The organism is Aureimonas sp. CAS (genome assembly GCF_059838215.1).
Window position 1 is genome coordinate 2449720 of sequence record NZ_CM187563.1, and the last position, 25017, is coordinate 2474736.

Annotated in this window: 24 protein-coding genes and 1 pseudogene; 15 read left to right on the top strand and 10 right to left on the bottom strand. The window is 67.4% G+C overall.

Translation table 11 applies throughout. The features are described 5' to 3' along the window. The first annotated feature begins 68 nt into the window (after nt 1-68). Nucleotides 69-1028: an IS110 family RNA-guided transposase gene (locus AC6R2M_RS11775; RefSeq protein WP_500482345.1), complete on the top strand. Its 960-nt coding sequence runs from the start codon at nt 69-71 to the stop codon at nt 1026-1028. Between the two features lie 340 nt (nt 1029-1368). Here AC6R2M_RS11775 and AC6R2M_RS11780 read toward each other — a convergent pair whose 3' ends face one another. Continuing rightward, nucleotides 1369-2004, bottom strand: coding sequence for a DNA-3-methyladenine glycosylase I (locus AC6R2M_RS11780; protein WP_500482347.1), 636 nt, complete (start codon nt 2002-2004; stop codon nt 1369-1371). 161 nt (nt 2005-2165) lie between these two features. Between AC6R2M_RS11780 and AC6R2M_RS11785 the strand changes: the two genes are divergently transcribed. Next, a complete protein-coding gene (locus AC6R2M_RS11785) occupies nt 2166-3047 on the top strand; it encodes a L,D-transpeptidase (RefSeq protein WP_500482349.1) in 882 nt (293 codons plus the stop codon). Between the two features lie 289 nt (nt 3048-3336). Beyond that, nucleotides 3337-3954, top strand: coding sequence for a L,D-transpeptidase (locus tag AC6R2M_RS11790; protein ID WP_500487577.1), 618 nt, complete (start codon nt 3337-3339; stop codon nt 3952-3954). Nucleotides 3955-4026: 72 nt separating this feature from the next. Here the strand turns inward: AC6R2M_RS11790 and glcF are convergent, their stop codons facing one another. Genes glcF through AC6R2M_RS11815 form a run of 5 tightly spaced genes read right to left on the bottom strand, consistent with a single transcriptional unit; the run spans nt 4027 to nt 8808 of the window. Then, nucleotides 4027-5367 carry a glycolate oxidase subunit GlcF gene (glcF, locus tag AC6R2M_RS11795; protein ID WP_500482351.1) on the bottom strand — a complete coding sequence of 447 codons (1341 nt, stop codon included), beginning with the start codon at nt 5365-5367 and terminating at the stop codon, nt 4027-4029. 24 nt (nt 5368-5391) lie between these two features. Next, complete coding sequence (locus AC6R2M_RS11800) at nt 5392-5775, bottom strand: type II toxin-antitoxin system VapC family toxin (RefSeq protein ID WP_500482353.1); 384 nt, start codon at nt 5773-5775, stop codon at nt 5392-5394. 1 nt (nt 5776) lies between these two features. Beyond that, nucleotides 5777-6022 (bottom strand): AbrB/MazE/SpoVT family DNA-binding domain-containing protein, encoded by a 246-nt coding sequence (locus AC6R2M_RS11805; protein ID WP_500482355.1) that lies wholly within the window; start codon nt 6020-6022, stop codon nt 5777-5779. Between the two features lie 33 nt (nt 6023-6055). After that, nucleotides 6056-7312, bottom strand: coding sequence for a glycolate oxidase subunit GlcE (glcE, locus tag AC6R2M_RS11810; protein ID WP_500482357.1), 1257 nt, complete (start codon nt 7310-7312; stop codon nt 6056-6058). A gap of 2 nt (nt 7313-7314) precedes the next feature. Beyond that, complete coding sequence (locus AC6R2M_RS11815) at nt 7315-8808, bottom strand: FAD-linked oxidase C-terminal domain-containing protein (RefSeq protein WP_500482359.1); 1494 nt, start codon at nt 8806-8808, stop codon at nt 7315-7317. Nucleotides 8809-8866: 58 nt separating this feature from the next. Here AC6R2M_RS11815 and AC6R2M_RS11820 point away from each other — a divergent pair, with 58 nt between their 5' ends. From AC6R2M_RS11820 to AC6R2M_RS11830, 3 genes are all read left to right on the top strand, one after another. Beyond that, on the top strand, nt 8867-9430 hold the full coding sequence (locus tag AC6R2M_RS11820; RefSeq protein WP_500482361.1) for an O-acetyl-ADP-ribose deacetylase: 564 nt from the start codon (nt 8867-8869) through the stop codon (nt 9428-9430). Continuing rightward, a complete protein-coding gene (locus AC6R2M_RS11825; RefSeq protein WP_500482363.1) occupies nt 9427-9891 on the top strand; it encodes a DUF29 domain-containing protein in 465 nt (154 codons plus the stop codon). Before AC6R2M_RS11820 ends, AC6R2M_RS11825 begins: the two co-directional genes overlap by 4 nt. Before the next feature lie 64 nt (nt 9892-9955). After that, nucleotides 9956-10162 carry a hypothetical protein gene (locus AC6R2M_RS11830; protein WP_500482364.1) on the top strand — a complete coding sequence of 69 codons (207 nt, stop codon included), beginning with the start codon at nt 9956-9958 and terminating at the stop codon, nt 10160-10162. Nucleotides 10163-10233: 71 nt separating this feature from the next. Here the strand turns inward: AC6R2M_RS11830 and AC6R2M_RS11835 are convergent, their stop codons facing one another. Continuing rightward, nucleotides 10234-11031, bottom strand: a complete 798-nt coding sequence (locus AC6R2M_RS11835; protein WP_500482366.1) for an SDR family NAD(P)-dependent oxidoreductase — start codon at nt 11029-11031, stop codon at nt 10234-10236. Between the two features lie 94 nt (nt 11032-11125). Here AC6R2M_RS11835 and AC6R2M_RS11840 point away from each other — a divergent pair, with 94 nt between their 5' ends. Together AC6R2M_RS11840 and AC6R2M_RS11845 are read left to right on the top strand one after the other, a co-directional pair. After that, the gene (locus AC6R2M_RS11840; RefSeq protein WP_500482368.1) at nt 11126-11869 is read left to right on the top strand and encodes a 16S rRNA (uracil(1498)-N(3))-methyltransferase; all 744 of its coding nucleotides are present in this window, start codon (nt 11126-11128) and stop codon (nt 11867-11869) included. Nucleotides 11870-11959: 90 nt separating this feature from the next. After that, nucleotides 11960-13333, top strand: coding sequence for a glutamate--cysteine ligase (locus tag AC6R2M_RS11845; protein ID WP_500482370.1), 1374 nt, complete (start codon nt 11960-11962; stop codon nt 13331-13333). Between the two features lie 410 nt (nt 13334-13743). Here AC6R2M_RS11845 and AC6R2M_RS11850 read toward each other — a convergent pair whose 3' ends face one another. Both AC6R2M_RS11850 and AC6R2M_RS11855 read right to left on the bottom strand, forming a co-directional pair. After that, entirely contained in the window at nt 13744-13905 is a 162-nt protein-coding gene (locus AC6R2M_RS11850) for an ABC transporter (protein WP_500482372.1), read from the bottom strand. Between the two features lie 151 nt (nt 13906-14056). Continuing rightward, nucleotides 14057-14554: a hypothetical protein gene (locus AC6R2M_RS11855; RefSeq protein WP_500482374.1), complete on the bottom strand. Its 498-nt coding sequence runs from the start codon at nt 14552-14554 to the stop codon at nt 14057-14059. A gap of 330 nt (nt 14555-14884) precedes the next feature. Here AC6R2M_RS11855 and AC6R2M_RS11860 point away from each other — a divergent pair, with 330 nt between their 5' ends. The 4 genes from AC6R2M_RS11860 (at nt 14885) to AC6R2M_RS11875 (ending at nt 18399) form a co-directional block, all read left to right on the top strand. Continuing rightward, nucleotides 14885-15706 (top strand): L,D-transpeptidase, encoded by an 822-nt coding sequence (locus AC6R2M_RS11860; protein WP_500482376.1) that lies wholly within the window; start codon nt 14885-14887, stop codon nt 15704-15706. A gap of 160 nt (nt 15707-15866) precedes the next feature. Then, nucleotides 15867-16499: a hypothetical protein gene (locus tag AC6R2M_RS11865; RefSeq protein ID WP_500482378.1), complete on the top strand. Its 633-nt coding sequence runs from the start codon at nt 15867-15869 to the stop codon at nt 16497-16499. 110 nt (nt 16500-16609) lie between these two features. Continuing rightward, nucleotides 16610-17815, top strand: coding sequence for a hypothetical protein (locus AC6R2M_RS11870; RefSeq protein ID WP_500482380.1), 1206 nt, complete (start codon nt 16610-16612; stop codon nt 17813-17815). Further along, nucleotides 17812-18399, top strand: coding sequence for a protein-S-isoprenylcysteine O-methyltransferase (locus tag AC6R2M_RS11875; protein WP_500482382.1), 588 nt, complete (start codon nt 17812-17814; stop codon nt 18397-18399). The genes AC6R2M_RS11870 and AC6R2M_RS11875 overlap by 4 nt, the downstream gene beginning before the upstream one ends. A gap of 104 nt (nt 18400-18503) precedes the next feature. Here the strand turns inward: AC6R2M_RS11875 and AC6R2M_RS11880 are convergent, their stop codons facing one another. Then, a complete protein-coding gene (locus AC6R2M_RS11880) occupies nt 18504-19130 on the bottom strand; it encodes a TetR family transcriptional regulator (protein WP_500482384.1) in 627 nt (208 codons plus the stop codon). A 126-nt stretch (nt 19131-19256) separates the two neighbouring features. Between AC6R2M_RS11880 and AC6R2M_RS11885 the strand changes: the two genes are divergently transcribed. The 3 genes and pseudogenes from AC6R2M_RS11885 to AC6R2M_RS11895 all read left to right on the top strand — a co-directional run bounded on the left by AC6R2M_RS11885 (nt 19257) and on the right by AC6R2M_RS11895 (nt 25012). Beyond that, nucleotides 19257-20546, top strand: coding sequence for an efflux RND transporter periplasmic adaptor subunit (locus AC6R2M_RS11885; RefSeq protein WP_500482386.1), 1290 nt, complete (start codon nt 19257-19259; stop codon nt 20544-20546). 52 nt (nt 20547-20598) lie between these two features. Continuing rightward, nucleotides 20599-23783, top strand: a pseudogene (locus AC6R2M_RS11890) (multidrug efflux RND transporter permease subunit). Between the two features lie 440 nt (nt 23784-24223). Beyond that, nucleotides 24224-25012: a PRC-barrel domain-containing protein gene (locus tag AC6R2M_RS11895; protein WP_500482388.1), complete on the top strand. Its 789-nt coding sequence runs from the start codon at nt 24224-24226 to the stop codon at nt 25010-25012. Nucleotides 25013-25017: the final 5 nt, after the last annotated feature.

Below are 25017 nucleotides of genomic sequence, written 5' to 3' on the forward strand. Positions count from 1 at the left end.
CGCCGCCGACGTTTCATGACCCGGATGGTTGCAGGGACGAACGGGTCCGAAGCCACAAGGATGGGTCGATGGAACGGGCACAGCGTAACACGAAAGTCGCCGGAATCGATGTGGGGAAGTTCTGGCTGGACGTGGCGATCCACGGCCGGGACGGGACGCGCCGGTTTGCCAATGACGAGGCGGGCCTGACAGGGCTTGCGGTCTGGCTGGCCGAAGAGGGCGTGGTCCGCGCGGGGCTGGAGGCGACGGCCGGCTACGAGCGGACGGCCCGCTCGAGACTGGAAGCCGAGGGCGTTCAGGTGATCGTCCATCAGCCGCTGGAGGTTCGGCTGTTTGCGCGGCTCAAGCGCTGGAAGGCCAAGACCGATCGGCTGGACGCGGTCCTGATCGCGGCGGCGACGGTTCAGGTCGAGACGGTCCGGGCCGCTCGGGACCCGCTCCTGGTCGAGTTGGCACAACGCCTGACCGCCTATGAGCACATCACCGACAAGGTCGCCGACCTGAAGACCTTCATGGAGCATGTCGATCTGCCCGACCTCGTCGAAAGGCTGGGCCAGGAAATCGGGAGCCTTTCGCGTCTCAAGGTCAGGCTGGCGAGCGATATCCTCGCCCGGATCAAGGCCCGCCCCGATCTTCTGACGCGCTACCGCCTGCTGTTGTCCCTGCCGGGCGTCGGGCCGATCGTGGCCGCCAGCCTGCTGATCCGCATGCCCGAGCTCGGCGCCATGCGGCGCGGTCAACCGGCCGCCCTGCTCGGCGTGGCTCCGCTCGACCGGCAGTCGGGGCAATGGAGGGGCCGAAGCGTCATCGGCGGCGGCCGGGCCCGTCCGCGCCGGATGCTCTATCTCGCCGCCATCGCCGCCAAGCGCTGCGACCCCGGCTTCAAGGCCTTCGCCGAGAGACTGATCCAGGCCGCAAAGCCTCCGAAGGTCGCCATCGTCGCCGTCATGCGAAAGCTCATCGAGGCCGCCAATCTGGTCCTGCAAAGACAGCAGCCATGGACCGCGCAAACCGTCCCAACGACATAGTTGCTCATCCCCCTGCCGGGACCTTCTCCCGGAACGGGAGAAGGCGAGGCTTCGTCGCCTCGCGTGCTCGAAATCCGTCTGTAAGCGGGGAAAGAAGAGGCGCCATTCCTCTCCCGCTTGCGGGAGAGGGTGGATGCGAGCGCGAGCGAGCAGCCGGGTGAGGGCATCTGAGAGCGCAGTCGTCGAAGCCGTTCGGCTTCGCCGCCCCTCATCGCCTGCCGGCACTTCTCCCCGCAGGGGAGAAGAACGCCAAGGACAGGCGGTAGCGCCCTTCGAAGCCCTCATCCCCCCTGCCTCGCCTTCTCCCGTTCCGGGAGAAGGCGAGGCGTCGTCGCTTCGCCTATCGCGGTCGCGCGAACGCCTTTCGCTCGGCCTCGCAGGGCGCGCGGCACGCGCAGCCTTCCATGTGGTCGTTGACGAAACCCATCGCCTCCATGAAGGCGTGGCAGGTCGTCGGGCCGACGAAGCGGAAACCGGCCTTGCGCAGCGCCTTCGACAGCGCGGACGAGGCCGGGGTCACGGTGTTGGCGCGGACCCAGTCGAGCGTGACGCGCTCGGGACGCTCTTCTTCCGGCGGCTCGAAGCTCCACAGGAACGCGGCGAAGGACCGTCCCTCCCGCTGCTCCAGCGCGCGCACCGCTTTGGCGTTTCCGATCGCGGCCTCGATCTTGCCCCGGTGGCGGATGATGCCCGGATCGGCCAGCATCCGTTCGATCTCCGGCTCGCCGAACTCGGCCACGCGGTCGATCTCGAAACCTTCGAAATGACGCCGGAACGCCTCGCGCTTTCGAAGGATCGTGATCCAGGAGAGCCCCGCCTGGAACCCTTCGAGGCAGAGCTTCTCGAACAGGGCGCGGCCGTCCCCCTGCGGGCGCCCCCACTCGCTGTCGTGATAGCGTTGGTACAGTTCGTCGGAACCGGCCCAGGCGCAACGCGACCTGCCGTCCGATCCGAGGGTGATGCCGTCCGTTCCCATGTTCCACGTCTGGCGCGGCGCAAACGCTTTGGCAAGGACGATCGGCAACCGCCTCTTAACCCTATCCGCAAAGATCCCGGCCAAGGCGCTGTTCGCCTTCACCATTCCTCGCCGCGCGCCGTTCATCCTCGACGCCAAGCGAAATGTCTTTCGAGGACGCCATGGTCCGCTCCGCCCTTCCCTTTCTGGCGCTCGCCGCCGCCCTGTCGCTGCCGGCGCAGAGCATGGCGCGCGATGTGAACTACGCGCCCCTGCCCCGCTCGCTGGCCGGCGACCGGGTGCTGCAGCTCTCCCCCTCGGCCGGCGTCGCGGTCGAGTATCGCGGCGGCGTGCCGCGCTCCTACGGACAGGTCGTCTTCGAGGGCAACATCCCGATCGGCGTCGTCGGGCCGGACGGTCTGGTCCATCCGATGGGCGGATTGACGCCACGCCCGCCGACGGTCGTCATCGTGGCGCCGCACCCCTCCGCCCATGCCCGGCCGGTCATCGAGCACCGCGTCGTGCCGCCCGCGCAGATGGTGGTGCCTGTCCATCCGGCCCCCGCGCCCGCCCGGCGCGCGGTCGCCGTCCATCCCGGCCACACGCTCGACCCCGTCTGGCTGCCGCAGACGGTCCAGTACCGGAGCGCCCATGCGCCGGGTACGATCGTGATCGATACGCGCGCGAAGTTCCTCTATCTCGTCGGCCGCGACGGGCAGGCGATGCGCTACGGCGTCGGCGTGGGCAAGGAGGGTTTTTCCTGGCGCGGCACCGAACGCGTGACGCGCAAGGCGGAATGGCCGGGCTGGACGCCGCCGCGCGAGATGATCGCGCGAGAGCGCGCCAAGGGCGTGATCCTGCCGGCCCACATGCCAGGCGGGCCGGAGAACCCGCTCGGCGCCCGCGCACTCTATCTCGGTTCGACGCTCTACCGCATCCACGGGACGAACCAGCCCTGGACGATCGGGACCGCCGTCTCGTCGGGCTGCATCCGCATGCGCAACGAGGACGTGATCGATCTCTACGGCCGCGTGCCCGTCGGGGCGAAGGTGGTGGTGATCTAGGCTCACCAAGGCCGCGTTCACTTTATGGCAGGAAGGTGACGAGGGCGTGCAACCGGAAGGGCCGCTCGGTCATTTCTCCCACAATGAGCTGGAGGGGCGGCTTGGCCGTCCGTGAAAACCGAAAAGGTTGGAACCCATGACGATCAGGATGATGGCCGCCGCCCTCGTGGCCGGCGTGATCGGCGTCGCGAGCGTGCAGACCGCCGAAGCCCAGCAGACCCGCTATTACGACTTCGGAAGTCAGCGCTGGGTCGAGGGTCAGCAGAACCAGCCGCAGCGGGTCTACCGCATGCAGCGGGGTCAGGCCGGCGCCGCGGCGATGCCGCGCCCGGACGCGCGCTTCGACCGGCGCGTGGTTACCGTCTCGACGCGTGAGCGGCCGGGGACGATCGTCGTGGATACGCGCAACAAGTTCCTCTACCACGTGCAAGGCGACGGCACGGCGGTTCGTTACGGCGTCGGCGTCGGCAAGGAAGGCTTCGGCTGGTCCGGTACGGCGACGGTGAACCGCAAGGCGGAGTGGCCGGGCTGGACGCCGCCGGCCGAGATGCGCCGCCGCGAAGCCGCCAAGGGCCGCATCCTGCCCGCCTACATGGCCGGCGGTCCGGAGAACCCGCTCGGAGCGCGCGCCCTCTATCTCTACCAGGGTGGCCGCGACACGCTCTACCGCATCCACGGCACCAACCAGCCCTGGACGATCGGCCAGGAGATGTCCTCCGGCTGCATCCGCATGATGAACGAGGATGTCGAGCACCTTTATTCCCGCGTGAACCGCGGCACGAAGGTCGTCGTCCTCGGCGCCAGGCAGGACGTCAACCGCGTCCTCGTCGAGACCGGCACCGTGCGCTCGGCTGGGGCGGAGCGCCCGACCCTTCTCGGCGCACTGTTCGGCTCGCGCGTCCAGTAGACGGCCGACGCTCGAACGAGACATGAGAGGGCCCGCTTCGGCGGGCCCTCTTCGTTTGGGAACGGGAAACGCCTATTCGGCCGCCTCGAGCACCGGGACGGCCGCCTCGATATGGGACAGCGACGCCGGGCGCTCGCCCCCGAACGCCCAGTCGAGCAGTTCGACGGTATGAACGATCGGAAGGGTCGTTCCCGATCCGATCTGCGTCATGCAGCCGATATTGCCCGTGGCGATGACCTGGGGCGCGACGCTCTCGATGTTCCGAACCTTCCGGTCCCGGAGACGCCCGGCGATCTCCGGTTGCAGGATGTTGTAGGTGCCGGCCGAGCCGCAGCACAGATGCCCCTCCGGCACGTCGCGCACGGTGAAGCCGGCCTGCGCGAGCAAAATCTTCGGCTTGGCGGTGATCTTCTGTCCGTGCTGCATCGAACAGGCGGAGTGATAGGCGACGACGGCGTTGCCGGGGTTGGCCGGCAGCGGAAGATCGAGATCGGAGAGAACCTCCGTCACGTCCTTGGCGAGCGCGGAAACCCGTGCGGCCTTGGCGGCATAGGCTTCGTCCAGCCGCAGCATGTGGCCGTAGTCCTTGATCGTCGTGCCGCAGCCCGACGCGGTGATGACGATGGCATCGAGCCCGCCTTCATCGATCTCGCGCGTCCAGACATCGACATTGTTGCGAGCCGAGGCCAGCGCGCGGTCCTCCTTGCCCATGTGGTGGACGAGCGCGCCGCAGCAGCCCTCCCCCTCCGGCACGACCACCTCGACGCCGAGGCGCGTGAGCAGCCGCACCGTCGCCTCGTTGATCCTCGGGTCGAGCACGGACTGGGCGCAGCCGCGAAGGAGCGCGACGCGCTTGCGCCGTTCGCCCCTGGCCGCATGGGTCGCCGGACGGTTCACGGACGAGTCCGCCGCGACCGCATTGGGCGCGAGCCGAAGCATGGCGGCCAGCGGCTTCAACGGCTTGATCGACGCCAGGAGCCCCGCGAAGGGGCGGCCGAGCTTGGCGAGCGTGAGACTGGCCCGGAACCTCGAAGGATAGGGCAGCGTCGCGGCGAGAAGCGAGCGGATCAGCCGGTCGATCAGCGGCCGGCGATAGGTCCGCTCGATATGGGTGCGCGCATGATCGACGAGGTGCATGTAGTTCACGCCGGACGGGCACGTCGTCATGCAGGCGAGGCAGGAGAGACAGCGGTCGATGTGCTTGACGACCTTCGCGTCCGCCGGCCGGTCGTTCTCCAGCATCTCCTTGACGAGGTAGATGCGCCCGCGCGGGGAATCGAGCTCGTTGCCGAGCGTCACATAGGTCGGGCAAGTCGCCGTGCAGAACCCGCAATGCACGCATTTGCGGATGATGCCCTCCGAATGCGCGGTCTCCGGATCGGCCAGCTGGGCGGGCGAGAAATGGGTCTGCATGGAAAGTCCTCCCGCCGGCCAAGCCTAACGTATCAATTCGACATCGACCTCGAGCGCATCGGAAAGCGCTGCCCAAGCCCGGTCTGCCGTCACGGCCGACACCGACAGCTCCCGCGCGGTCGCCAGACAGGCGCGATCGCCGAGGGACAGTCCGGCGGGTCGCGTCGCTCGGCGAAGCCCTGCCGCCTCGAAGGCGAGCTTCTCCGTGAAGGGCTCGATGCGCAGTCCCAGCTTGCCGAGAATCCGCTCGGCCTCGCGCGACGGCACGCCATGGTCGCAGAGTTTCGCGGCAACCTCCGACAGATTGACCGCACTGACGGCGACCTCCGGGAGCATCCCTTGGACCCGGTCCGAACCCGGCTCGTCCAGAAGCAGCGCCAGCAACGCGGAAGCGTCGAGAACGCGCATCTCAGTCCCGGATCGCTTCGGCGCGGCGCTCGGCGATCAGTTCGTCCACGAGCGACCGGCCCTCGGGCACGTAGCGGCGAACGAGATCCTGCACTTCTCGTACCACGGCGGCAGTCGGACGAATCCGCAGCTCCGAGCCCTCGAGCTCCATGACGACCGTATCGCCCTCGGCAATTCCGAGCGCGCGCCGATAGTTGGCCGGGATGGCGATCTTGCCGCCGCCATACACTTTCAGGGTCTGATTCAAAGGATACTACCCAAATCGAGAACTCTACCCAATCTAGGCTCGGTTCCCCTCACTCGCAACACCCATCCGGCCCGGATTGAGGATGCCGGAGGGGTCGAACTGATCCTTCAGGCGCCGGGACAGGGCCGCGAGCGGCGCGGGCTGCGGATGGAAGACGGGCGTTGCGGCGCGCTCGCTTTCGGACGCGCGCACCAGCGTCGCGTGACCGCCCCCCAGACGCGCGACGAGGGCCCTGATGCTGTCGGCCTGCGTGCCCTCCTCGACCCGCAGCCAGACGAGCCCGCCCTGCCAATCGTAGAAGGCTTCGGCGGCGCATCCCATGCGCACGGCATTGGCGAAGTCGGGGCCCTTCGTGGGCGCGACCGAGACGCGCCAGACGGACCGCTTCGGCTCGTCCCAGAAGGGTCGCACGTCGCGCACGTCCTTCCACAGCGACCGGGAGGCGTCCGCCTCCAGCCGCTCCATGCGTCCGACCTTCGAAAGCGCCTGCCCGAGATAGGCGGAGCGCGCCTCGACCGAGGGGCCGAAGCCTTCCAGGCGCACGATTGTCGCCGCCTCGCGGCCGAGCTGACCATCGAGGACACGGGCCGCGATCCCGTAGGGCAGATGGGCCGCGCCCGACACTTCGGCCGAAGAGCCCATCGCCGCCGAAAGCGCCCCGATCGCCTCCTCGTCGGTCAAACCGCGAAGGATGAGCGTCGTTTCCGCCTCGGCCTTCGGCATGGTCTTGATCGTGACGTCCGTCATGATCGCGAGCGTCCCGTAGGAGCCCGTCAGCCCTTTCGAGAGGTCGTAGCCGGTGACGTTCTTCACGACGCGCCCGCCGGCCTTGAAGATCTCGGCACGGCCTGACACCGCAGCCAGACCGAGAATGTGGTCGCGCGCCGCGCCCTGCTTCAGCCGCCGGGGGCCGGAGAGGTTGCAGGCGATCACGCCGCCGATGGTGCCGAGGCCCGGCTCCAACCCGTGCAGCGGACCGTAGTCCATCGGCTCGAACTCCAGCCGCTGGCCCCGCTCGTCGACCAGCGCCTCGATCTCGGCGATGGACGTGCCCGCCCTGGCGGAGAGAACAAGCTCTTCCGGCTCGTAGAAGTTGATGCCCGCCATGGCGCGCGTCGAAACGGTCCGCGCCGCCTGGATCGGACGCCCGAGACCGCGCTTCGAGCCGTGCCCCTCGACGGCGAGCGGTTCGTCGGCGGAAACCGCCGCCGCGACGATGTCGCGCAGATCCTCCGGCGTGGCCGGCGTCAGGAGATCGGATGCTGGCGCATGCACTGCGAGGCTCGACATGGTCAGAACCTCGGCAGGTCGGGAAAGGGCAGCTGGCCCTTGTGGACATGCATCCGGCCGAGCTCGGCGCAGCGATGCAGGACCGGGAACATCTTGCCCGGATTGAGCAGGTGCTTGTCGTCGAAGGCGCATTTGACGCGCTGCTGGTGACGTAGATCGTCCTCGCCGAACATCTCGGGCATGAGATCCCGCTTCTCGATGCCGACCCCGTGCTCGCCGGTCAGCACGCCGCCGACTTCCACGCACAGGCGCAGGATGTCCGCGCCGAAATCCTCCGCACGCTGCAGTTCGTCGTCCTTGCCGGCATCGTACAGGATCAGCGGATGGAGATTGCCGTCGCCGGCATGGAAGACGTTGGCGACCGCGAGGCCGTATTTCTCCGACAGCGTCTTCATGCCGGCCAGGACGCGCGGAAGCTCCTTGCGCGGAATCGTGCCGTCCATGCACAGATAGTCCGCCGCGATGCGCCCGACCGCCGGGAAAGCCGCCTTGCGCCCGGCCCAGAAGCTCGCCCGCTCGGCATCCGAGTTCGAGACGCGCGAGGTGGTGGCGCCGTTCGCCCGCGCGATGGCCTCCACCTCGGTGAGCAGGTGATCGACTTCGGCCTGCGGCCCGTCGAGTTCGACGATCAGGAGCGCCTCGACGTCGAGCGGATAGCCGGCATGGACGAAGTCCTCCGCCGCCTGGATGGCGAAACGGTCCATCATTTCCATCCCGCCCGGAATGATGCCCTTGGCGATGATGTCGGCGACGCACTGCCCGCCCTGCTCGGAGGTCGGAAAGCCGAGCAGCACGGCGCGGGCCGTCTCCGGCGCCTGCAGGATGCGGACGGTCACCTCCGTCACGACGCCGAGCAGTCCCTCGGAACCCGTCAGCAGACCGAGGAGGTCGTAGCCTTCGGAATCGAGATGCTTGCCGCCCAGACGGATGATCTCGCCTTCGATGGTGACGAACTCGACCCCGAGCACGTTGTTGGCCGTCAACCCGTATTTCAGGCAGTGGACCCCGCCGGAATTCTCCGCGACGTTGCCGCCGATCGAGCAGGCGATCTGCGAGGACGGGTCCGGCGCGTAATAGAAGCCGGCGTGCTCGACCGCCTTCGTGATCCCGAGATTGGTGACGCCCGGCTGCACGACGGCGCAGCGATTGTCGTGGTCGATCTCCAGCACCCGGTTGAACTTCGACAGGACGAGGAGGACGCCGTCCGCGAGCGGCAGCGAGCCGCCGGACAGCGACGTGCCCGAACCGCGCGGAACGACCGGCACCTCGTTCTCGTGACAGTAGCGCAGGACCGCCGCAACCTGTTGGACGGTCTCGGGCAGAACCACGACGAGCGGGAGCTGGCGATAGGCCGTGAGCGCGTCGGTCTCGAACACCGCCATCTGACGCTCGCTCTCGACCACCCCCTCGCCCGGAACGATGGCGCGCATCGCCGCGACGATGGCCGCGCGGTCGGCAAGCACGCGCTCGCTCGGCTTGGGCATTGCAATCGCCATGGGTCCGCCTCCCGATCGTTCCCTCAGTCTGGAATTGAACTAAGTTCGGCCAGCGCTCATGTCCACCTCGAACGGGGAGATCGGCATGATGGACATCGAACGGAACGGCTGCGCGATCGAGATCGAGGTCGCGGATATCACGACGCTCGCGCTCGACGCGATCGTGAACGCGGCGAACGAGAGCCTGCTCGGCGGCGGCGGCGTGGACGGAGCGATCCACCGCGCCGCCGGACCGGAGCTGCTGGAAGAGTGCCGCACCATCGGCGGCTGCCCGACCGGCGAGGCCCGGATCACCTTCGGCTACGAGCTGCCGGCGCGCCGCGTGATCCACACGGTCGGCCCCGTCTGGCACGGCGGCGGCAAAGGCGAGGACGAGGCCTTGGCGAACGCCTACCGTTCGTCGCTGGAGCTGGCGCGCGCGAACGGCATCCGGACCATCGCCTTTCCGGCCATCTCGACGGGCGTCTACGGCTTCCCGAAGGAGCGCGCGGCCGCGATCGCGGCCCGCGAAGTTCTGGCCGCCGCCGATGCCGGAGGGTTCAAGCGAATCGTTCTCTGCTGCTTCTCGCCCGGGGATGCGATACTCTACGAGAAGGCCCTGCAACGGGAGCAAAGGCCATGAGCCTCGCCAAAGAGAAGCCGCTCTTCGACCCCCCGGTCGATTACGAGGACGACGTCCACGCCTGGCTCTTCCAGCAGGCCGAACTCCTGCGTCAGCGCCGGTTTTCAGAGGTCGATCTGCCGAACGTCATCGAGGAATTGGAGAGCATGGGACGGGAGCAGCGACATGCCTTGGGTTCAAGCTACCGGCTGCTGATCTTCCATCTCTTGAAATGGCAGTTTCAGACGTCGCGTCGTTCCAGATCGTGGGACCTTACGATCGTCCGGGAACGCGGGAACATCGAGCGTCGGGAAGCAGACAATCCATCTCTTCGTGAACAAGCCAGACAGATCGTCGAATCAGTCTACGCTCAAGCCGTGCGTGAAGCCTTGAAGGAGACCGGACTGCCGCGCGACACCTTTCCCGCCGAATGTCCCTATACGCTGGAGCAGCTGCGGGACCCCGATTGGATGCCTGCCTGACGAAACCCGGAACGCTTGTGCCGACCCGCCGTTGACGGCGGCGACGATGCAAGGAGTTTCAATCATGTCGGATGCGAACAAGGACCGGGGCAGCGCGGACGAGGCTGGCCGGCCGGGCAAGGAACAGGTCGCCGATCCGAGCGCACGGGAGCAGCCGGGAGCGCAGGAGCGGCCGATGGACGACGACGAGGAGCTGGACGAGGCCCTCGACGACACGTTCCCGGCCTCCGATCCGGCACCCGCCAAGCACATCGACGGGCCGAACAACTAGCCCGTCCCCTTTCCGAACACGAAAACGCCGCCGGCTCCACCGGCGGCGTTTTCGTTGGTGTGTCGCAGAACTCAGTTCTGGACGGCCTGCACCGAGCCGCCATCCACACGGACGTTCGAACCGTTGACGAAAGAGGCGCGCTCCGACACCAGAAGCGCGATCACGGCCGCGACCTCCTCCGGCCGGCCTCGGCGCTTGAGCGCGATCCCCGGCCGCTCCTCTTCCAAGAAGCTCTCGACCGCCTCGTCGAAGGAGACGCCCATCTCTTTCGAGCGCTTCTCCATCATGCCGTCGGTCATCGGCGTCTCGATGAAGGCCGGCGAGACGGTGTTGCAGAGGATCCCGTGCTCGGCCTCCTTGTACGACAGGTTCTTCACGAAGGCCGCCAGACCCGCCTTGGCGGCGTTGTAGGTCGCCTCCTCCCAATAGGGCTGAACCGCGTTCTCGGAGGTGATGCAGATGAAGCGGCCCCAGCCGCCCTTTCGCATGATCGGGAAGGTGGCGCGGGCGACGCGGACGGCCGACATGAAGTCGATGTCCCAAGCCTCCTGATAGTCCTCGTCCTTCACCTCCAGAGGGTGCCCCTTGGCGCCGGTGATGCCGGATGTGTGGATGACGATGTCGATCTGCCCGAATTTCTCGGTCGCGCCCCTCACGAGAGCGTCGATGGCGCTCTGGTCGGTCACGTCGGCCGGGATGCAGACCGCCTCTCCGTCGAGGCAGGCGCATTCCTTTTCGAGGTCGTCCACCTTGATGTCCGAAAGGACGAGCTTGACGCCCTCCTCGGCCAGGATCTGCGCCGTGGCCCAGCCCATGCCGTTGCTGGCGCCCGTGATCAGGGCGACCCGGCCCTTGATACCTAAATCCATGTCTGCTTCTCCGAGAGCGGCCGCGCGGCCGCGTAAAGATTGCAACGGTAATTGGATGGCTGACGAAAAGTTGCCGCCGCCAGAAGGTGAGCCGATGCCCGACTACGACTTCCGAACCCAGCGCCTCTTCCTAGAGGACCCGCTCGTCGAGGGGGTTCCGATCCCGGTCACGAAGGATCAGGCGAACTATCTCGGCAACGTGCTTCGCCTGGAGAACAAGGCTTCGCTCCTGGTCTTCAACGGCCGGGACGGCGAGTGGGTGGCCAGCATCGAGCGGCCGACCAAGCGGGTGGAGGCGATCGTTCCGGCCAGGCGCATCCGCGACCAGACGCCGCGGCCCGATCTCGACTATCTCTTCGCGCCGCTGAAGAGCGGGCGGCTGGACTACATGGTCCAGAAGGCGACGGAGATGGGAGCGGGCCGGCTGGTCCCCGTCATGACGCAGCATGGTCAGGTCCCTCGCTTCAACGCCGAGCGGGCACGCGCCAACGTCGTCGAGGCGGCCGAGCAGTGCGGCATCCTGAGCGTGCCCGAGGTCGTCGAGATGCAGCGCCTGGACGACGTCGTCGCCGGCTGGGACGAGACCCGCACCCTTCTCTTCTGCGACGAACGGGACGACGGACGGGGCGCTGCGGAGATTCTAGCCCCTCTCGCCGGGCGCCCGCTCGCCCTTCTCGTCGGGCCGGAAGGCGGCTTCTCCTCGGCCGAGCGGGACATGCTGCGCGCCCATCCGAGTGTCGTTCCCCTGTCGCTCGGACCACGCATTCTCAGGGCCGATACGGCGGCCGTCGCCGCCCTGGCCGTGCTGCAGGCGGTCGCCGGCGACTGGCCGCGCTGAACCGTCCCTCTTGCGAAGAGGAACGAAAGCGGCAACAGACGAGCCCCGCGGCGGTTTCGGCCGCAGAAACGTCCCGAACGGGAGCCGTCGATGGCCCGCGACACAACCGACCTCACGCCGATCGCCTCCATGGAGGAGCTCGTCGCTCATCTGAGTTCGGGCGAGAAGCCGGAAGCGGCTTTCAGGATCGGCACCGAGCACGAGAAGTTCGGCTTCTATGCCGAGGACGGCTCGCCCGTCCCCTACGAAGGCGAGCGCGGCATCGCCAAGCTCCTGGAGGGCATGCGGGCGCTCTCGGGCTGGGACGCGATCGTCGACGACGGGCGGATCATCGGCCTTGCCGAAACGCACGGACAGGGCGCGATCTCCCTCGAACCGGGCGGCCAGTTCGAGCTGTCGGGCGCCCCGCTCGAGTCGATCCACCAGACCTGCCGCGAGTCGAACGCGCATCTCGACGACGTGCGGCGCGTCGCCGAGCCGCTCGGCATCCACTTTCTCGGCCTCGGCTCGAGCCCCGTCTGGACGCTCGCCGAAACGCCGGTCATGCCCAAGTCCCGCTACGAGATCATGCGCCGCTACATGCCGCAGGTCGGCACGCGCGGCCTCGACATGATGTTCAGAACCGCGACGATCCAGGTGAATCTCGATTTCGCCTCGGAGCGGGACATGGCGCGCAAGATGCGCATCGGCATGAAGCTCCAGCCGGTCGCATCGGCGCTCTTCGCCAACTCGCCCTTCACCGAAGGCAAGCCGAACGGGCTCGTCTCCTGGCGCTCGGACGTCTGGTCGGACGTGGACAACGCGCGCTCGGGCCTCCTGCCCTTCGTCTTCGAGGACAGCTTCGGCTATCGCGACTATGCGGAATGGGCGCTCGACGTGCCCATGTATTTCGTCATGCGGGAGGGGCGCTACACCGACGCCACCGACGTGACCTTCCGCCAGTTCATGGACGGTGCGCTGAAGGGGCGCATTCCTTCGCCCCAGCCCAATATGGGCGACTGGGCGAACCATCTCTCCACGCTCTTCCCCGACGTCCGGCTGAAGCGCTTCATCGAGATGCGTGGCGCCGACGGCGGTCCCTGGCGGCGCATCTGCGCCCTGCCCGCCTACTGGGTCGGCCTTCTGTATGACGACGCCTCGCTCGACGCGGCCGAGGCGTTGACGGCGGACTGGACCTTCGAGGAAGTGTCCGCCATGCGCGCGGCCGTGCCGCGCGACGGCTTCCGCACCCCGTTCCGCGACGGCACGGTTCTCGACCTCGCCCGCGAAAGCCTCCAGATCGCCCGCAAGGGACTTCTGGCGCGCGGGCGCCTGAACGAGGACGGCAACGACGAGAGCTTCTTCCTGGCGCCGCTCGAAGAGGTGGTCGCGCGAGGCACGACCTCCGCGGAGGAACTGGTCAGGCTCTACGAAGGCCCCTGGGAGCGGTCGATGGACCGCGTCTTCGACCATCTGACCTACTGAGAAGGGGCGAAGGCCTTCGAGCGCCGTGCGCGTCCGAACGGACACATGAAGGTCGCCCTAACTCTTTGAATCCACGCATCAGGCTTTTCGAGAATCGCTTCCGATTTTCGGGCCGATGCTGCGGGGTTCGGGAGGCAAGTCGATCCGTCGATCGCCGACGCATGAAGTTCTTACCCGCCGGCGATTCGCCGCGAATGGTCTTTCCGAGAATCGCGAAGTATTTTTCGAAGCCGCCGCGAACGCGATGCCGGATGCCGCATCCGACCGACAGCCGCTCATGGGCCTTCGAGGACCCGAAACGAGGGCTTTCGGAACACCCAAAACGAAAAAGGCGTCCATGACGCGGAACGCGCCATGAACGCCTTTGAATGACCGAACAGGACGCCGAGGAGGCGTCCCGTCCGAATTCGTCAGCCCTTGGTGACGAAGCCGGTGTCGGCCGGGGCGGTGTAGACCGGCTGCTCAACGGCGACCGGGCCCTTGCCCTTGCCCTTGCCAACGCCCTTGCCCATGCAGCCCGAGAGGCCGGCAACGGCAACCGAGGTCACAGCGATGATGAGAATCTTGTTCATTAGTAAAGTCCTTAGGTGCCAGTTATTCTATCGGTGCCGGCATCGTTCGATGGAACACCCATGCATCCCAATTTCGAACATGACGGGCGCCTCGGCTAGTGCATGAAAGCAACATTCGTTCACCAGCCGCACCGAATTGGCGCGCATATGCTTAATGGAAAGTTCGAGCTTCCGTAATCGTCGCTTCGTTCGTGACGATCACGGACTGATCGTAAGCCATGATCGCGGCTTCGGCCTGCATCGGATGATCGGAGCGGATCTGCCTCTGCAGTCGATTGCGGGTCGTCGCGCAGCGCCCGTAGGCGGTGAGTGCGCCATCGGCCGGAGTCACCTGCTCCACCGACAGCTTGGACGACTCGTTGTAGTTGCAGAAGATGTCGTCGCGCAGCGCCGAATCGGCTTCCGGCGAGACGAAGCCGAGGTTCTGCGTAAGAAGCGCCCGCGCGGCGGTCTCTGCGCGGCGCTGCGTCTGGCTCATCGCCAGGCGGCACTGGACGTAGACCAGCGAACCCGGCGCCATCAGCAGGCTGCGGCAGTGGGCATCGTGTTCCGGATTGTATCCCGGCGGCGGCCCCGGAGGCGGAGGCGGCTCCGAAGTCACGCATCCTGCGAGGGCCACGCACAGGGCGGCCGCGATCGCGATTCTCATCCGGAAGGCCTTTCGCTTCTGATCTTCGGGCCGAAACGGCCGGTTGCATTCTCTGGGCGATCGAAGCGCCCGAGCGACGTTCCGATCCGTGGAAAGAACGGCCATTCTGCGATCAGAGCGGCCGAGCGCGTCTAAGAGGTTGCGGCTGTGGCACTTTTACGACAGCGCCGACCTAGAAAGGGCCTTCGCGGGGCCTTTGCCGACGAATGACGCCGGAGTCGTTCCAAGCCGCCATATTTGAGCCTTCGTCAACCAAAAGAGGATAGATGAAGTCAAGCGGACAAGAGTTCGCAAACACTTCTCCCTTTCGAATTGTCGGACCGGATGCCCATGACCCTTCAGACGAACACCATCCGCGCGGGGCTGGTCGCCATGGGCGCCGTGATGCTGGCCGGATGCGTCTCGACGGAAAGCCTTCTCGAATCGCCCCTCGCCTCCTTCGGTGCCGAGCCGGTCGCCTTTTCGGGCGACATGGCGGCGATGAGCCCCGGCCTGCCGGAAGCGCCCGGGCCGGAGGCGCTGGCCTATGCGGCGGTGGAGGACAACGGCTTCCCGCTCGCCGCCATCCCGACCGAGAAGATCGACCCGAAGTTCCTGCGCCAGCAGGTCGCCTATGACGGCGACTACCCGCCGGGGACGATCGTCGTGGATACGCCCAATCGCCTCCTCTACCTCGTCGAGGAAGGCGGCACGGCGATGCGCTACGGCATCAGCGTCGGCGGCGCCGGCTTCTCCTGGGCCGGCGACGCGACGATCCAGATGAAGCGCGAATGGCCGCGCTGGAACCCGCCGCAGGAGATGATCGACCGCAAGCCGGAGCTCGAGCCCTACCGGAACGGCATGGAGCCGGGCCTGCAGAACCCGCTCGGGGCCCGCGCCCTCTATCTGTTCCAGGGCGGCAAGGACACGCTGTTCCGCCTGCATGGCACGCCGGAATGGTGGACGATCGGCAACGCCGTCTCGGCCGGCTGCATCCGCCTGATGAACCAGGACATCATCGACCTCTACCAGCGCGTTCCGAACGGCGCGCGCGTCGTGGTCAAACAGGGCAACGAGCGGCTGGTCGGCGAGGAGGAGGAGATCCTCGAGCAGCCGGGCTCCTTCCCGATGGCCTCCGGCGCGCCGCAGCAGATGGCCCAGGCCGCGTTCTGACGGATATCGGTATCCGGCAAGGGATCGCCGGATACCGGACCATCTTCAAGCCAGGCGATTCGCCGTTCAGCGACGGTGACATAGTTCAGACCAAAATGACCGGAATCCCCGGCGCAAACCGTACCGAAATCCCGATGCGATTTCGAAGGAACCGAACAACATGACGAAGCCCCTCCGCATCCTCGTTCTGGGAATGCTTTGCGCGGTCGTCGCGGGCTGCACCTCGACCACCGCCAACACCGAGCCGCTGGCCCTCGGGCCGACCGCCGCGCCCGCTGCGATGAGCCAGGCGAACTTCTCCGGCGCGCCGCAGACCGGAGAGATCGCGCAGGATCTCTACTACATCGAGTTTCGCGCCCGTACGGCCGAGAGCTACGGCCACACCTTCGCGATGTTCGGTCGGCGCGACGCTGCCGGCAACATCCTGACGCGCGAGGTCGCGGGCCTGCATCCGGCGTCGACCAGCGTCGTGCCCTATCTCGCGGGCCATGTGGTTCCGGTTCCGTCCGAGACGGGCCCGAGCGACGGCGACCTCGAAGACGCCTACATGATCGCGAACTACCGCATCGACCTGACGCGGGCGGAGTACGAGAACGTGCTGGCCTACATCCGCCAGCTCCAGGCGAGCCGGCCGCTCTGGCACGCCGCGCTCTACAACTGCAATTCCTTCGTCGGCGACATCGCGCGCCACATGGGCCTTCGCGCACCGGCGAACCACCTGCTCTTCCCGGAGCAGTACATCAATACGATGAAGGAGATGAACGCGGGCCGCCGTCCGTTCGGCAACGCCTGATCGTCTCATCAAAGACGCGTGCGGACAGTCCGCCCTGCCTTGCGGCCGGGCGGACATCGCGTTAGCCGCATTTTGCGGCAGCGTACGACATTGACGACGACAACGGCTCGATGAAGACGATTTCACGGAAGCTCGTCTTCCTCTTTCCCGGCTTCGAGCCGCTGACGGCGGAGGTTCACGAGAAGCGGTTCCACAGCGGCGCGCGCGTGGCGGCCGAATGCTGGAACCTCGACCTCGAATTTTCGCCCGCCTCGCCGGCGCCGGCCGGCGGACCGGACGTCACGCCGCGGTCGAGGGCGAAGCTATCGGGCGCCGGCTGGACGACCGACAGCGAGATCGTCGTCTGCGACTGGTCCGAGACCATCGCCCTCTACGGCCGCCGGCCTGCGTGGACGCGCCTTCTCGCCGGCCTCGCTGCGCTTTCCGATTTCGCGATAAGCGGGACGGCGTTCCGCTATTTCCGCACGAGCTGGCGCTACGGGCTGTTCTTTCTCTACCCGCTGATCCTGCTTCTTTTCACGCTCGGACTGACCTTCGCGATCGCGGCCCTGCCGCTCGTCATGGGCCTTTCGGCGCTGCATCTGATCTGGAGCCTGCCGCTCGCGGCATTTCTCCTCGGCGCGATGAGCCGGCACGGCGTCAAACGCCTGCATTTTCTGACGCTGATGGACGACTGGGCCTTCGCCCGCGATCTCGCCCGAGGGAGCAATCCGGCGATCACGGCCCGGATCGAAATCCACGCGCGCGCCATCGAGCAGGGGCTGTCGCGGAACGATGTCGAGGAAATCATCGTCGCGGGGCACAGTCTCGGCGTCAGCCTTGCGGCGCTGGCTCTTTCGCGGGCGCTCGGGCGCTCACCCGCGCAGGCGCCGGTGCACATCCTGTCCGTCGGGGCGAGCCTCCTGAAGACGGCGCTCCATCCGGCCGCGAGGGACCAGCGCGAGGCCGTTCGCGCGCTCGTGGAGGATCATCGCCTGACCTGGGTCGACGTGCAGTCCCTTTCCGACCCCCTGAACTTCTACCGCTCCAACCCGGCCCGCTCGCTCGGGATCGAGACCGGGCGCACGCCGGTCGTCCGGCGCATCTCGCTCGGCCGGCTCGTCAATGAGCGCAACCGCCGCCGCAACCGGCTGGACTTCTTCCGCCGCCACCGGCAGTTCGTCTACGGGACGGAGCGCCGCCACCCCTACTCGTTCCACCTGATCGTGGCCGGACCGCTCCCCTTCGAGCGCTATGCCGCAGAGGGGAGCATCGACGTGCCACCCATCGCAACGTCCCGCCCGGCCGGGCCGGACGCAGATCGGAATGCCCCATGAGCCTGACCACCGCCGCGATCTCGATCTGGGTCCTGACCGTCGTCGCGTGGTACGTCGTGCGCTACCCGTTCGCCCGGCGGGCCCGCAAGCGCGCGGTGGTGCGCACGCGGCGCGGAACGGCCGAATCGGTCCGGCTGGCGATCTCCCTGACGGGTCTGGGAATCATTCCCGGCCTCTACGCCGCGACCCGTTTTCCGGCTTCGTTCGACTATCAGCCGTCGGTGATCCAGGTGGCGCTCGGCACGCTCGCCGCCATCGGCGCGGTGGTCCTGTTCCGCCTGACCCACAAGGCGCTGGGCAAGATGTGGTCGGTGTCGCTCGACATCCGGGAGGAGCACAAGCTCGTCACCGAAGGAATCTACCGCCATGTCCGCCATCCGATGTACTCGGCCTTCTGGCTGATGGCGCTGGCGCAGGCGCTGCTGATCCCGAACCTCTTGGCGGGACTCGCCGGTCTCGTCGGGTTCGGAATTCTGTTCGCATGGCGCCTCGGAGACGAGGAGCGCATGATGGAGGCGACCTTCGGCGAGGAATACCGCGCTTACAGCGCGCGCACCGCCCGAATCATTCCGGGCATCTTCTGACGCCGGCAGCATCGGCCCGAGATCGGGATCGATTTTCGGAAAGCCCGGTGCGTCGACTCAAACAGTAGAGCGGACTTCGTGCGTCCAATCGGATGCACGGCGCCCTAGGCGGCCGCGACACTGCGACGCGCCGGCTCCGCGACCGGCTTGGCGAAGGCCTTCAGCATCGCGTCCAGCATCGGAATGCCGACGTCGAGGAGATCGAAGCAGCGCTCGCTCCGCAGCCATTGATTGAAGAGGCCGGACACGGTCGAGATGTGAGCGAGCGACGCGGTTTCCGGAGTCCAGTTCTCGGACAGATGCCCCCTCGCCTGGGCATCTTCGAAGGCTGCATGGAAGGCGCTGAAAAGCGATTCATCCGCCTTCCGGAGGCGCCGCAGCACCTCGCTCATCTCGCCCACATACTCGCAGCGCAGATGCATGATCGTGTAGACGGTCTGCGCACGGTCGTTGGAGGCGAAATCGCGGAGGCAATCGACAGCGACATCGTGCAGGGCGCGAAGCGGTTCCCCGGCACGTCTTCCGTCGAGGAGCTTAGCGACATACTCCTGAGGCAGCCAGGCCCGATCCTGCATGGCCTCGAACAAGGCGGCCTTGTCGGCGAAGTGCCAGTAGATCGCGCCGCGCGTCAGGCCGGCGGCCTTGGCGATGTCGGTCAGGCTCGTCCCGGAGACGCCCTTCTCGAAGAACATCGCCTCCGCCGCATCGAGGAGCGCTTCGCGCGTCTCCAACGCTTCTGCCTTCGTACGTCGCAATTCGGCTCTCCCGGTTGCGGAATTTATACATACATGTATGTTGGAAAACAATCGGGCCTTCGGATGACGACGCGCTCGCTTTTTCTTTTTAGGTAGCCATACATGCGCGCGCTTCGCCCGTTCGGCCTGCTCACCGCGGCCCTTCTCGCATTGACCGCCTGCCAGGGCGAGGAGCCCGGAAGCGCGGCGCAGGCTCAGCAGCCGGCTCCGCCGCCGCCTCCGGTCGGCATCGTCGAGGCGACCCCCGAGGCCATCCCCGTCATCTCCGAACTGCCGGGGCGCATCTCCCCGACGCGCATCGCGGAAGTCCGTCCGCGCGTGGGCGGCATCGTCCTCGAACGCGTGTTCGAGCAGGGCGCCGACGTCGAGGAGGGCGATCCGCTCTTCCGGATCGACCCCGCGACCTTCGAGGTCGCCGTGGATGCGGCGGAAGCATCCGTCGCCCGCGCCGAGGCCGTTCTGCGGCAGGCCGCGCAGGAGGCGGAGCGCACGCGAACGCTCGTCCAGCGCAACACGATCGGCTCGGCCAATCTGGAGACGGCGGAGGCCAATCAGGCGCAGGCCGAGGCCGATCTCGCATCGGCCCGGGCCAATCTGCGGCAGGCCCAGATCGAACTCGACTATGCCACGGTCCGCGCCCCGATTTCCGGGCGCATCGGCCGGGCGCTCGTGACTGAGGGCGCATTGGTGAGCGCCACGGGCTCCGAAGCGCTGGCGACGATTCAGCAGCTCGATCCGGTCTACGCCGATATCCAGCAGCCGGTCTCCGAGCTCCTGCGCCTGCGTCAGGCGCTCGAATCGGGCGCGCTGACGCAGATCGAGCCCGACGTCGCGCAGGTCCGCCTCCTCCTCGACGACGGGACCGAGCACGCGCACAAGGGCCGCCTGCTTTTCTCGGAGGCGACGGTGGAGCCGACGAGCGGACAGGTGACGCTGCGCGCCGAGTTCCCCAATCCCGACGGCACGCTCCTGCCCGGCATGTACGTGCGCGTCGCCGTCGAGCAGGGCGTCGACCAGAACGCCATCGCGGTTCCCGTACAGGCGATCCAGCGCGACACCGGCGGGCGCGCCCTCCTCTACGTCGCGACGGCGGAGAACACGGTCGAGGCCCGGCCCGTCGTGATCGCCCGGCAGGTCGGTCAGCGCTCGGTGATCCAGTCGGGGATCCAGGCGGGCGACCGGGTCATCGTCGACGGCTTCCAGAAAACCGGCCCCGGCGCCCCGGTGACGCCGGTTCCTTGGGAGGGTCCGGTCGGAACCGAGACGGCCGCATCGGCCGGCGAGCCGGCGGCAGCGGACGCCGACGAGCCAGCCGAGGCGGGTTCGCAGGCCGAAGGTGGATCGCCCGAGCCCGCAGGCGAGGCCGGTTCGCAGGCCGCCGCCGCACAGTAAGCGCATCCGCGCCCCGCGGCGCGGTCTTCTTTAGGGCAAGGAGCCCGCCACGATGCCTCGTTTCTTCATCGACCGCCCGATCTTCGCTTGGGTGATCGCGATCCTGATCGTGCTCGCCGGCGCGCTCTCTTTGCCCAACCTGCCCATCGCGCAGTATCCGAACGTCGCGCCGCCGCAGGTGACGATCTCCACCGTCTATCCGGGCGCCTCGCCGGAGGATCTGTACCTCCAGGTGACCCGGCCGATCGAGGAGGAGCTGAACGGCACCCCCGGCCTGATCTACTTCGAGTCCGTGTCCGACGCGACGGGATCGGTGCAGATCACCGTGACCTTCATCGCCGGAACGGAGATCAGCCAGGCGCTGGTCGACGTCCAGAACCGCATTCGCCGGGTGGAATCCTCGCTGCCCCAGCAGGTGATGCAGCAGGGCCTGCTCGTGGAGGAGGCCTCGGCTGGCTTCCTGATGGTCGTCTCGCTGACGGCGGACGACACGAGCGATCTCGATGCGACCGCGCTCGGCGACTACATCTCGCGCAACGTCCTGAACGAGGTGCGCCGCGTCGAGGGCGTCGGCCGTGCGCAGTTCTTCGGCTCCGAGCGCGCCATGCGCGTCTGGGTGGACCCGGACCGCCTCGTCGGACTGAACCTGACGACGGCCGACGTGACGGCCGCGATCAGTCAGCAGAACGCGCAGGTCGCCGCCGGGTCGATCGGCGGCCAGCCGACGCCCGCCACGCAGCAGACGACGGCCACCATCCTCGTGCGCGGCCAGCTGACGACGCCGGAGGAGTTCGGCCAGATCGTGCTGCGCTCCAACCCGGACGGCTCGCTGGTCCGTCTCTCGGACGTCGCGCGCATCGAGGTGGATGCGGAGACCTACAATTTCTCGACCTTCCTGAACGGTCAGCCGACCTCGGCCTTCGCGATCCAGCTTTCGCCGACCGGCAACGCCATGGACACCTCGCAAGGCGTACAGGACGTGATGGAGCGGCTAGCGCCCCTCTTCCCGCAGGGCGTCACCTACTCGATCCCCTACGACACGACGCCCTTCGTCGCCGCCTCGATCGAGACGGTGATCATGACCCTGATCGAGGCCGTCGTCCTCGTCTTCATCGTCATGTTCGTGTTCCTGCAGAACTTCCGCTACACGATCATCCCGACGCTGATCGTTCCGATCGCGCTGTCCGGCACGCTGGCCGTCATGTACTTCGCCGGCTTCTCGGTGAACGTCCTGACCATGTTCGCCATGGTTCTGGCCATCGGCATCCTGGTCGACGACGCCATCGTCGTCGTCGAGAACGTCGAGCGCATCATGGCCGAGGAAGGGCTCTCTCCGAAGGAGGCGGCCCGCAAGGCGATGGACCAGATCACCGGCGCGATCATCGGCATCACGCTGGTGCTCTCGGCGGTCTTCGTGCCGCTCGCCTTCTTCCCCGGCTCGGTCGGCATCATCTACCAGCAGTTCTCGCTGACGATGGCGACCTCGATCCTCTTCTCGGGATTCCTGGCGCTTTCGCTGACGCCGGCCCTCTGCGCGAGCTTCCTCAAGCCGATCAAGGCCGGACACCATCACGGCAAGCGCGGCCCCTTCGGCTGGTTCAACCGCGGCTTCGACTGGACGACGCGCAAGTACCAGGGCGGCGCCTCGCGCGTCGTGCGGCGCGCCGGGCGCCTGATGATCGTCTATCTGGCGCTTCTGGCCGGTCTCGGCTGGTTCTACGTCCAGATTCCGTCCGCCTTCCTGCCCGACGAGGACCAGGGAACGCTGATCGCCAACTTCCAGGGTCCGGCCGGGGCGACCACGAACCGCCTGCGCGAGGTCATGGACGAGGCGCAGAGCTTCGTCATGGAGCAGCCGGGCGTCACCTCGATCTTCGCCATCCAGGGCTTCTCCTTCTCCGGCCAGGGCCAGAACTCGGGTCTCGCCTTCATCACGCTCGACGACTGGTCCGAGCGCGGTCCGGCCGAGAGCGCGCAGGCGCTGTCCGGGGCGATCACCATGCGGCTCCTGCAGTTCCGCGACGCGATCGCATTCGCGCTGTCCCCGCCCCCGATCCAGGGGCTGGGAACGACGGGCGGCTTCGCCTTCCGTCTGCAGGACCGCGGCGGCAACGGCCAGGCCGCGCTGCTGGCCGCCCGCGACCAGCTGCTGGCGGCGGCGGCGCAGAGCCCCGTCCTCGGCCAGATCAACTTCGAGGGCCTGCCCGACGGGCCGCAGATCTCGATGAACATCGACCGCGAGAAGGCCAACGCCTTCGGGGTCACCTTCGCGGACATCAACTCAACGATCTCGACCGCGCTGGGCTCGGCCTACGTCAACGACTTCCCCAACACGGGCCGCATGCAGCGCGTGATCGTCCAGGCCGAAGCGGGCTACCGGATGGAGATCGAAGACGTCCTCAATCTAAACGTCCGCAACGCCCAGGGCGGCATGGTTCCGCTGTCGGCCTTCGCCGACGTGGAATGGTCGCTCGGCTCCTCTCAGATCGTCGGCTACAACGGCTATCCGGCCGTGCGTCTCTCCGGCGACGCGGCTCCGGGCTATTCCTCGGGCGCAGCCATCGCCGAGATGGAGCGCCTTGCGGGCGAGCTGCCAGAGGGCTTCGCCTTCGAGTGGACGGGGCAGTCGCTCCAGGAGATCCAGTCCGGCAATCAGGCGCCGTTCCTGATCGGCCTGTCGATCCTCTTCGTGTTCCTGCTGCTGGCCGCGCTCTACGAGAGCTGGTCGACCCCTTCGCGGTCATCATGGTCGTGCCGCTCGGCATCATCGGCTCGGTCGCCGCGACGCTCCTGCGGGGACTGGAGAACGACGTCTACTTCACGGTCGGCATCATCACCATCGTCGGATTGTCGGCCAAGAACGCGATCCTGATCGTGGAGTTCGCCAAGGATCTGATGCTCGAAGGCAAGCCGATGCGCGAGGCGACGGTGGAGGCGGCGCGCCTGCGCTTCCGGCCGATCCTGATGACCTCGCTCGCCTTCACCATGGGCGTTCTGCCGATGGCGATCGCGAGCGGCGCTTCCGCGGCGAGCCAGAACGCCATCGGCACGACGGTGATCGGCGGCATGATCGCCGCGACCTTCCTGGCGATCTTCTTCGTTCCGGCCTTCTACGTCTTCGTGCTCCGCCTGACGGGCATGGACAAGAAGCTCGAACGTCGCGGCGCGGAGCACCGTCAGGCCGCGCAGGGCGAGCGACCGGCGCCGGACGACGCGAGCGCGGTGCCCGCCGAGTAGCGCTTCGGACGTCGCGCGAGGGACCGCGCGCCGCGGGGAGACCCGAGACATGAAGAGGGGCGCCCTTCGCGAGAGCGGGAGCGCCCCTCTTCTCGTTTGAGGGCAAGGCCGCGAAACGCCTCAGCATCGGCTCGAAAATCGGAATCGATTTTCGGAAAGCCTGATGCGTAGATTCAAAGAGTTAGAGCGACCTTTGTGCGTCCGTTGGGACGCACGGCGCTCTAAGTTCGAAGACCGCGTATCGGAGCATCGTTCGGAATACGGACTCGCGACCCGGAAAAACGGCGAGAATAGAACGACTTGCAGGAGTAGAGTTTCGAGTGCAACGCAGCAACGGGCGGCGATGGGCCTGTAAAAGGCGACCAGCTTGCATTTCGCGGGGAACGATCTGACGAAACGGTCGTTTGGAGTGCATCTGTTCATTCTCCGGGAGACACCGAATGAAAAAGACGCTTCTGCCCGCTCTTCTCGCCACCGCGATGATCCCGATGGTCGCCGTTGCGCAGACGCCGGCGCCGGACGCTCCGGCCTCTGAGGCTCCCGCAACCGACACCGCGACGCCGCCCGTGGGTGGCGCCGACGCGACGGCGCCCGCAGGTACGACGCCGGGCACCGATGCACCGGACGCCGCCGAGCCGATGGACACGCCGGACGCCGCCGAGCCGATGGACACGCCGGACACCGCCGAGCCGATGGGCACGCCGGACACCGCGACCGAAACCCCGATGGCCGGCGACACGGCTTCGGCCGGCACCGCGACGGAAGGTCCATTCGTGACCGTGCCGCCGACGGGCGCCTGGCGCGTGAGCGACCTCACCGGCAAGAGCGTCGAGGACGCGGCCGGCGAGAACATCGGCAGCATCTCGGACGTTCTCGTCGATGAGAACGGCGAAGTGATCGCCGTCCTCGTGGGTGTCGGCGGCTTCCTCGGCATCGGCGCCAAGGATGTCGCGGTCTCGATGGAGGCCCTCGAGTTCGGTCCGGGCCGCATGGAGGGTCTGTCCTCCGCGCCTGCAGCCGACGCCGCTCCGGCCGGTGGCATGGCCGCCGATCCGGCCGCTGCTCCGGCCACGGACGCCGCCCCGGCTCAGCCGACGGTCGGCGACGACAATCTGCCGGACCGCATCGTTCTCGCGGTCACCCGCGAGGAACTCGAAGCCGCTCCCGCCTATGGCGAGCCCGAGACGGGCGAGGCCGAGGGCACCGGCGGCATGGCTCCGGCCCAGTAAGCCGA

Bases quoted from the DNA above. Each gene is read 5' to 3' on its own strand.
- AC6R2M_RS11775 (WP_500482345.1), top strand. From the start codon at position 69: ATGGAACGGGCACAGCGTAACACGAAAGTCGCCGGAATCGATGTGGGG.
- AC6R2M_RS11780 (WP_500482347.1), bottom strand. From the start codon at position 2,004: ATGGGAACGGACGGCATCACCCTCGGATCGGACGGCAGGTCGCGTTGC.
- AC6R2M_RS11785 (WP_500482349.1), top strand. From the start codon at position 2,166: ATGGTCCGCTCCGCCCTTCCCTTTCTGGCGCTCGCCGCCGCCCTGTCG.
- AC6R2M_RS11790 (WP_500487577.1), top strand. From the start codon at position 3,337: ATGCAGCGGGGTCAGGCCGGCGCCGCGGCGATGCCGCGCCCGGACGCG.
- glcF (WP_500482351.1), bottom strand. From the start codon at position 5,367: ATGCAGACCCATTTCTCGCCCGCCCAGCTGGCCGATCCGGAGACCGCG.
- AC6R2M_RS11800 (WP_500482353.1), bottom strand. From the start codon at position 5,775: ATGCGCGTTCTCGACGCTTCCGCGTTGCTGGCGCTGCTTCTGGACGAG.
- glcE (WP_500482357.1), bottom strand. From the start codon at position 7,312: ATGTCGAGCCTCGCAGTGCATGCGCCAGCATCCGATCTCCTGACGCCG.
- AC6R2M_RS11815 (WP_500482359.1), bottom strand. From the start codon at position 8,808: ATGGCGATTGCAATGCCCAAGCCGAGCGAGCGCGTGCTTGCCGACCGC.
- AC6R2M_RS11820 (WP_500482361.1), top strand. From the start codon at position 8,867: ATGTCCACCTCGAACGGGGAGATCGGCATGATGGACATCGAACGGAAC.
- AC6R2M_RS11825 (WP_500482363.1), top strand. From the start codon at position 9,427: ATGAGCCTCGCCAAAGAGAAGCCGCTCTTCGACCCCCCGGTCGATTAC.
- AC6R2M_RS11830 (WP_500482364.1), top strand. From the start codon at position 9,956: ATGTCGGATGCGAACAAGGACCGGGGCAGCGCGGACGAGGCTGGCCGG.
- AC6R2M_RS11835 (WP_500482366.1), bottom strand. From the start codon at position 11,031: ATGGATTTAGGTATCAAGGGCCGGGTCGCCCTGATCACGGGCGCCAGC.
- AC6R2M_RS11840 (WP_500482368.1), top strand. From the start codon at position 11,126: ATGCCCGACTACGACTTCCGAACCCAGCGCCTCTTCCTAGAGGACCCG.
- AC6R2M_RS11845 (WP_500482370.1), top strand. From the start codon at position 11,960: ATGGCCCGCGACACAACCGACCTCACGCCGATCGCCTCCATGGAGGAG.
- AC6R2M_RS11850 (WP_500482372.1), bottom strand. From the start codon at position 13,905: ATGAACAAGATTCTCATCATCGCTGTGACCTCGGTTGCCGTTGCCGGC.
- AC6R2M_RS11855 (WP_500482374.1), bottom strand. From the start codon at position 14,554: ATGAGAATCGCGATCGCGGCCGCCCTGTGCGTGGCCCTCGCAGGATGC.
- AC6R2M_RS11860 (WP_500482376.1), top strand. From the start codon at position 14,885: ATGACCCTTCAGACGAACACCATCCGCGCGGGGCTGGTCGCCATGGGC.
- AC6R2M_RS11865 (WP_500482378.1), top strand. From the start codon at position 15,867: ATGACGAAGCCCCTCCGCATCCTCGTTCTGGGAATGCTTTGCGCGGTC.
- AC6R2M_RS11870 (WP_500482380.1), top strand. From the start codon at position 16,610: ATGAAGACGATTTCACGGAAGCTCGTCTTCCTCTTTCCCGGCTTCGAG.
- AC6R2M_RS11875 (WP_500482382.1), top strand. From the start codon at position 17,812: ATGAGCCTGACCACCGCCGCGATCTCGATCTGGGTCCTGACCGTCGTC.
- AC6R2M_RS11885 (WP_500482386.1), top strand. From the start codon at position 19,257: ATGCGCGCGCTTCGCCCGTTCGGCCTGCTCACCGCGGCCCTTCTCGCA.
- AC6R2M_RS11895 (WP_500482388.1), top strand. From the start codon at position 24,224: ATGAAAAAGACGCTTCTGCCCGCTCTTCTCGCCACCGCGATGATCCCG.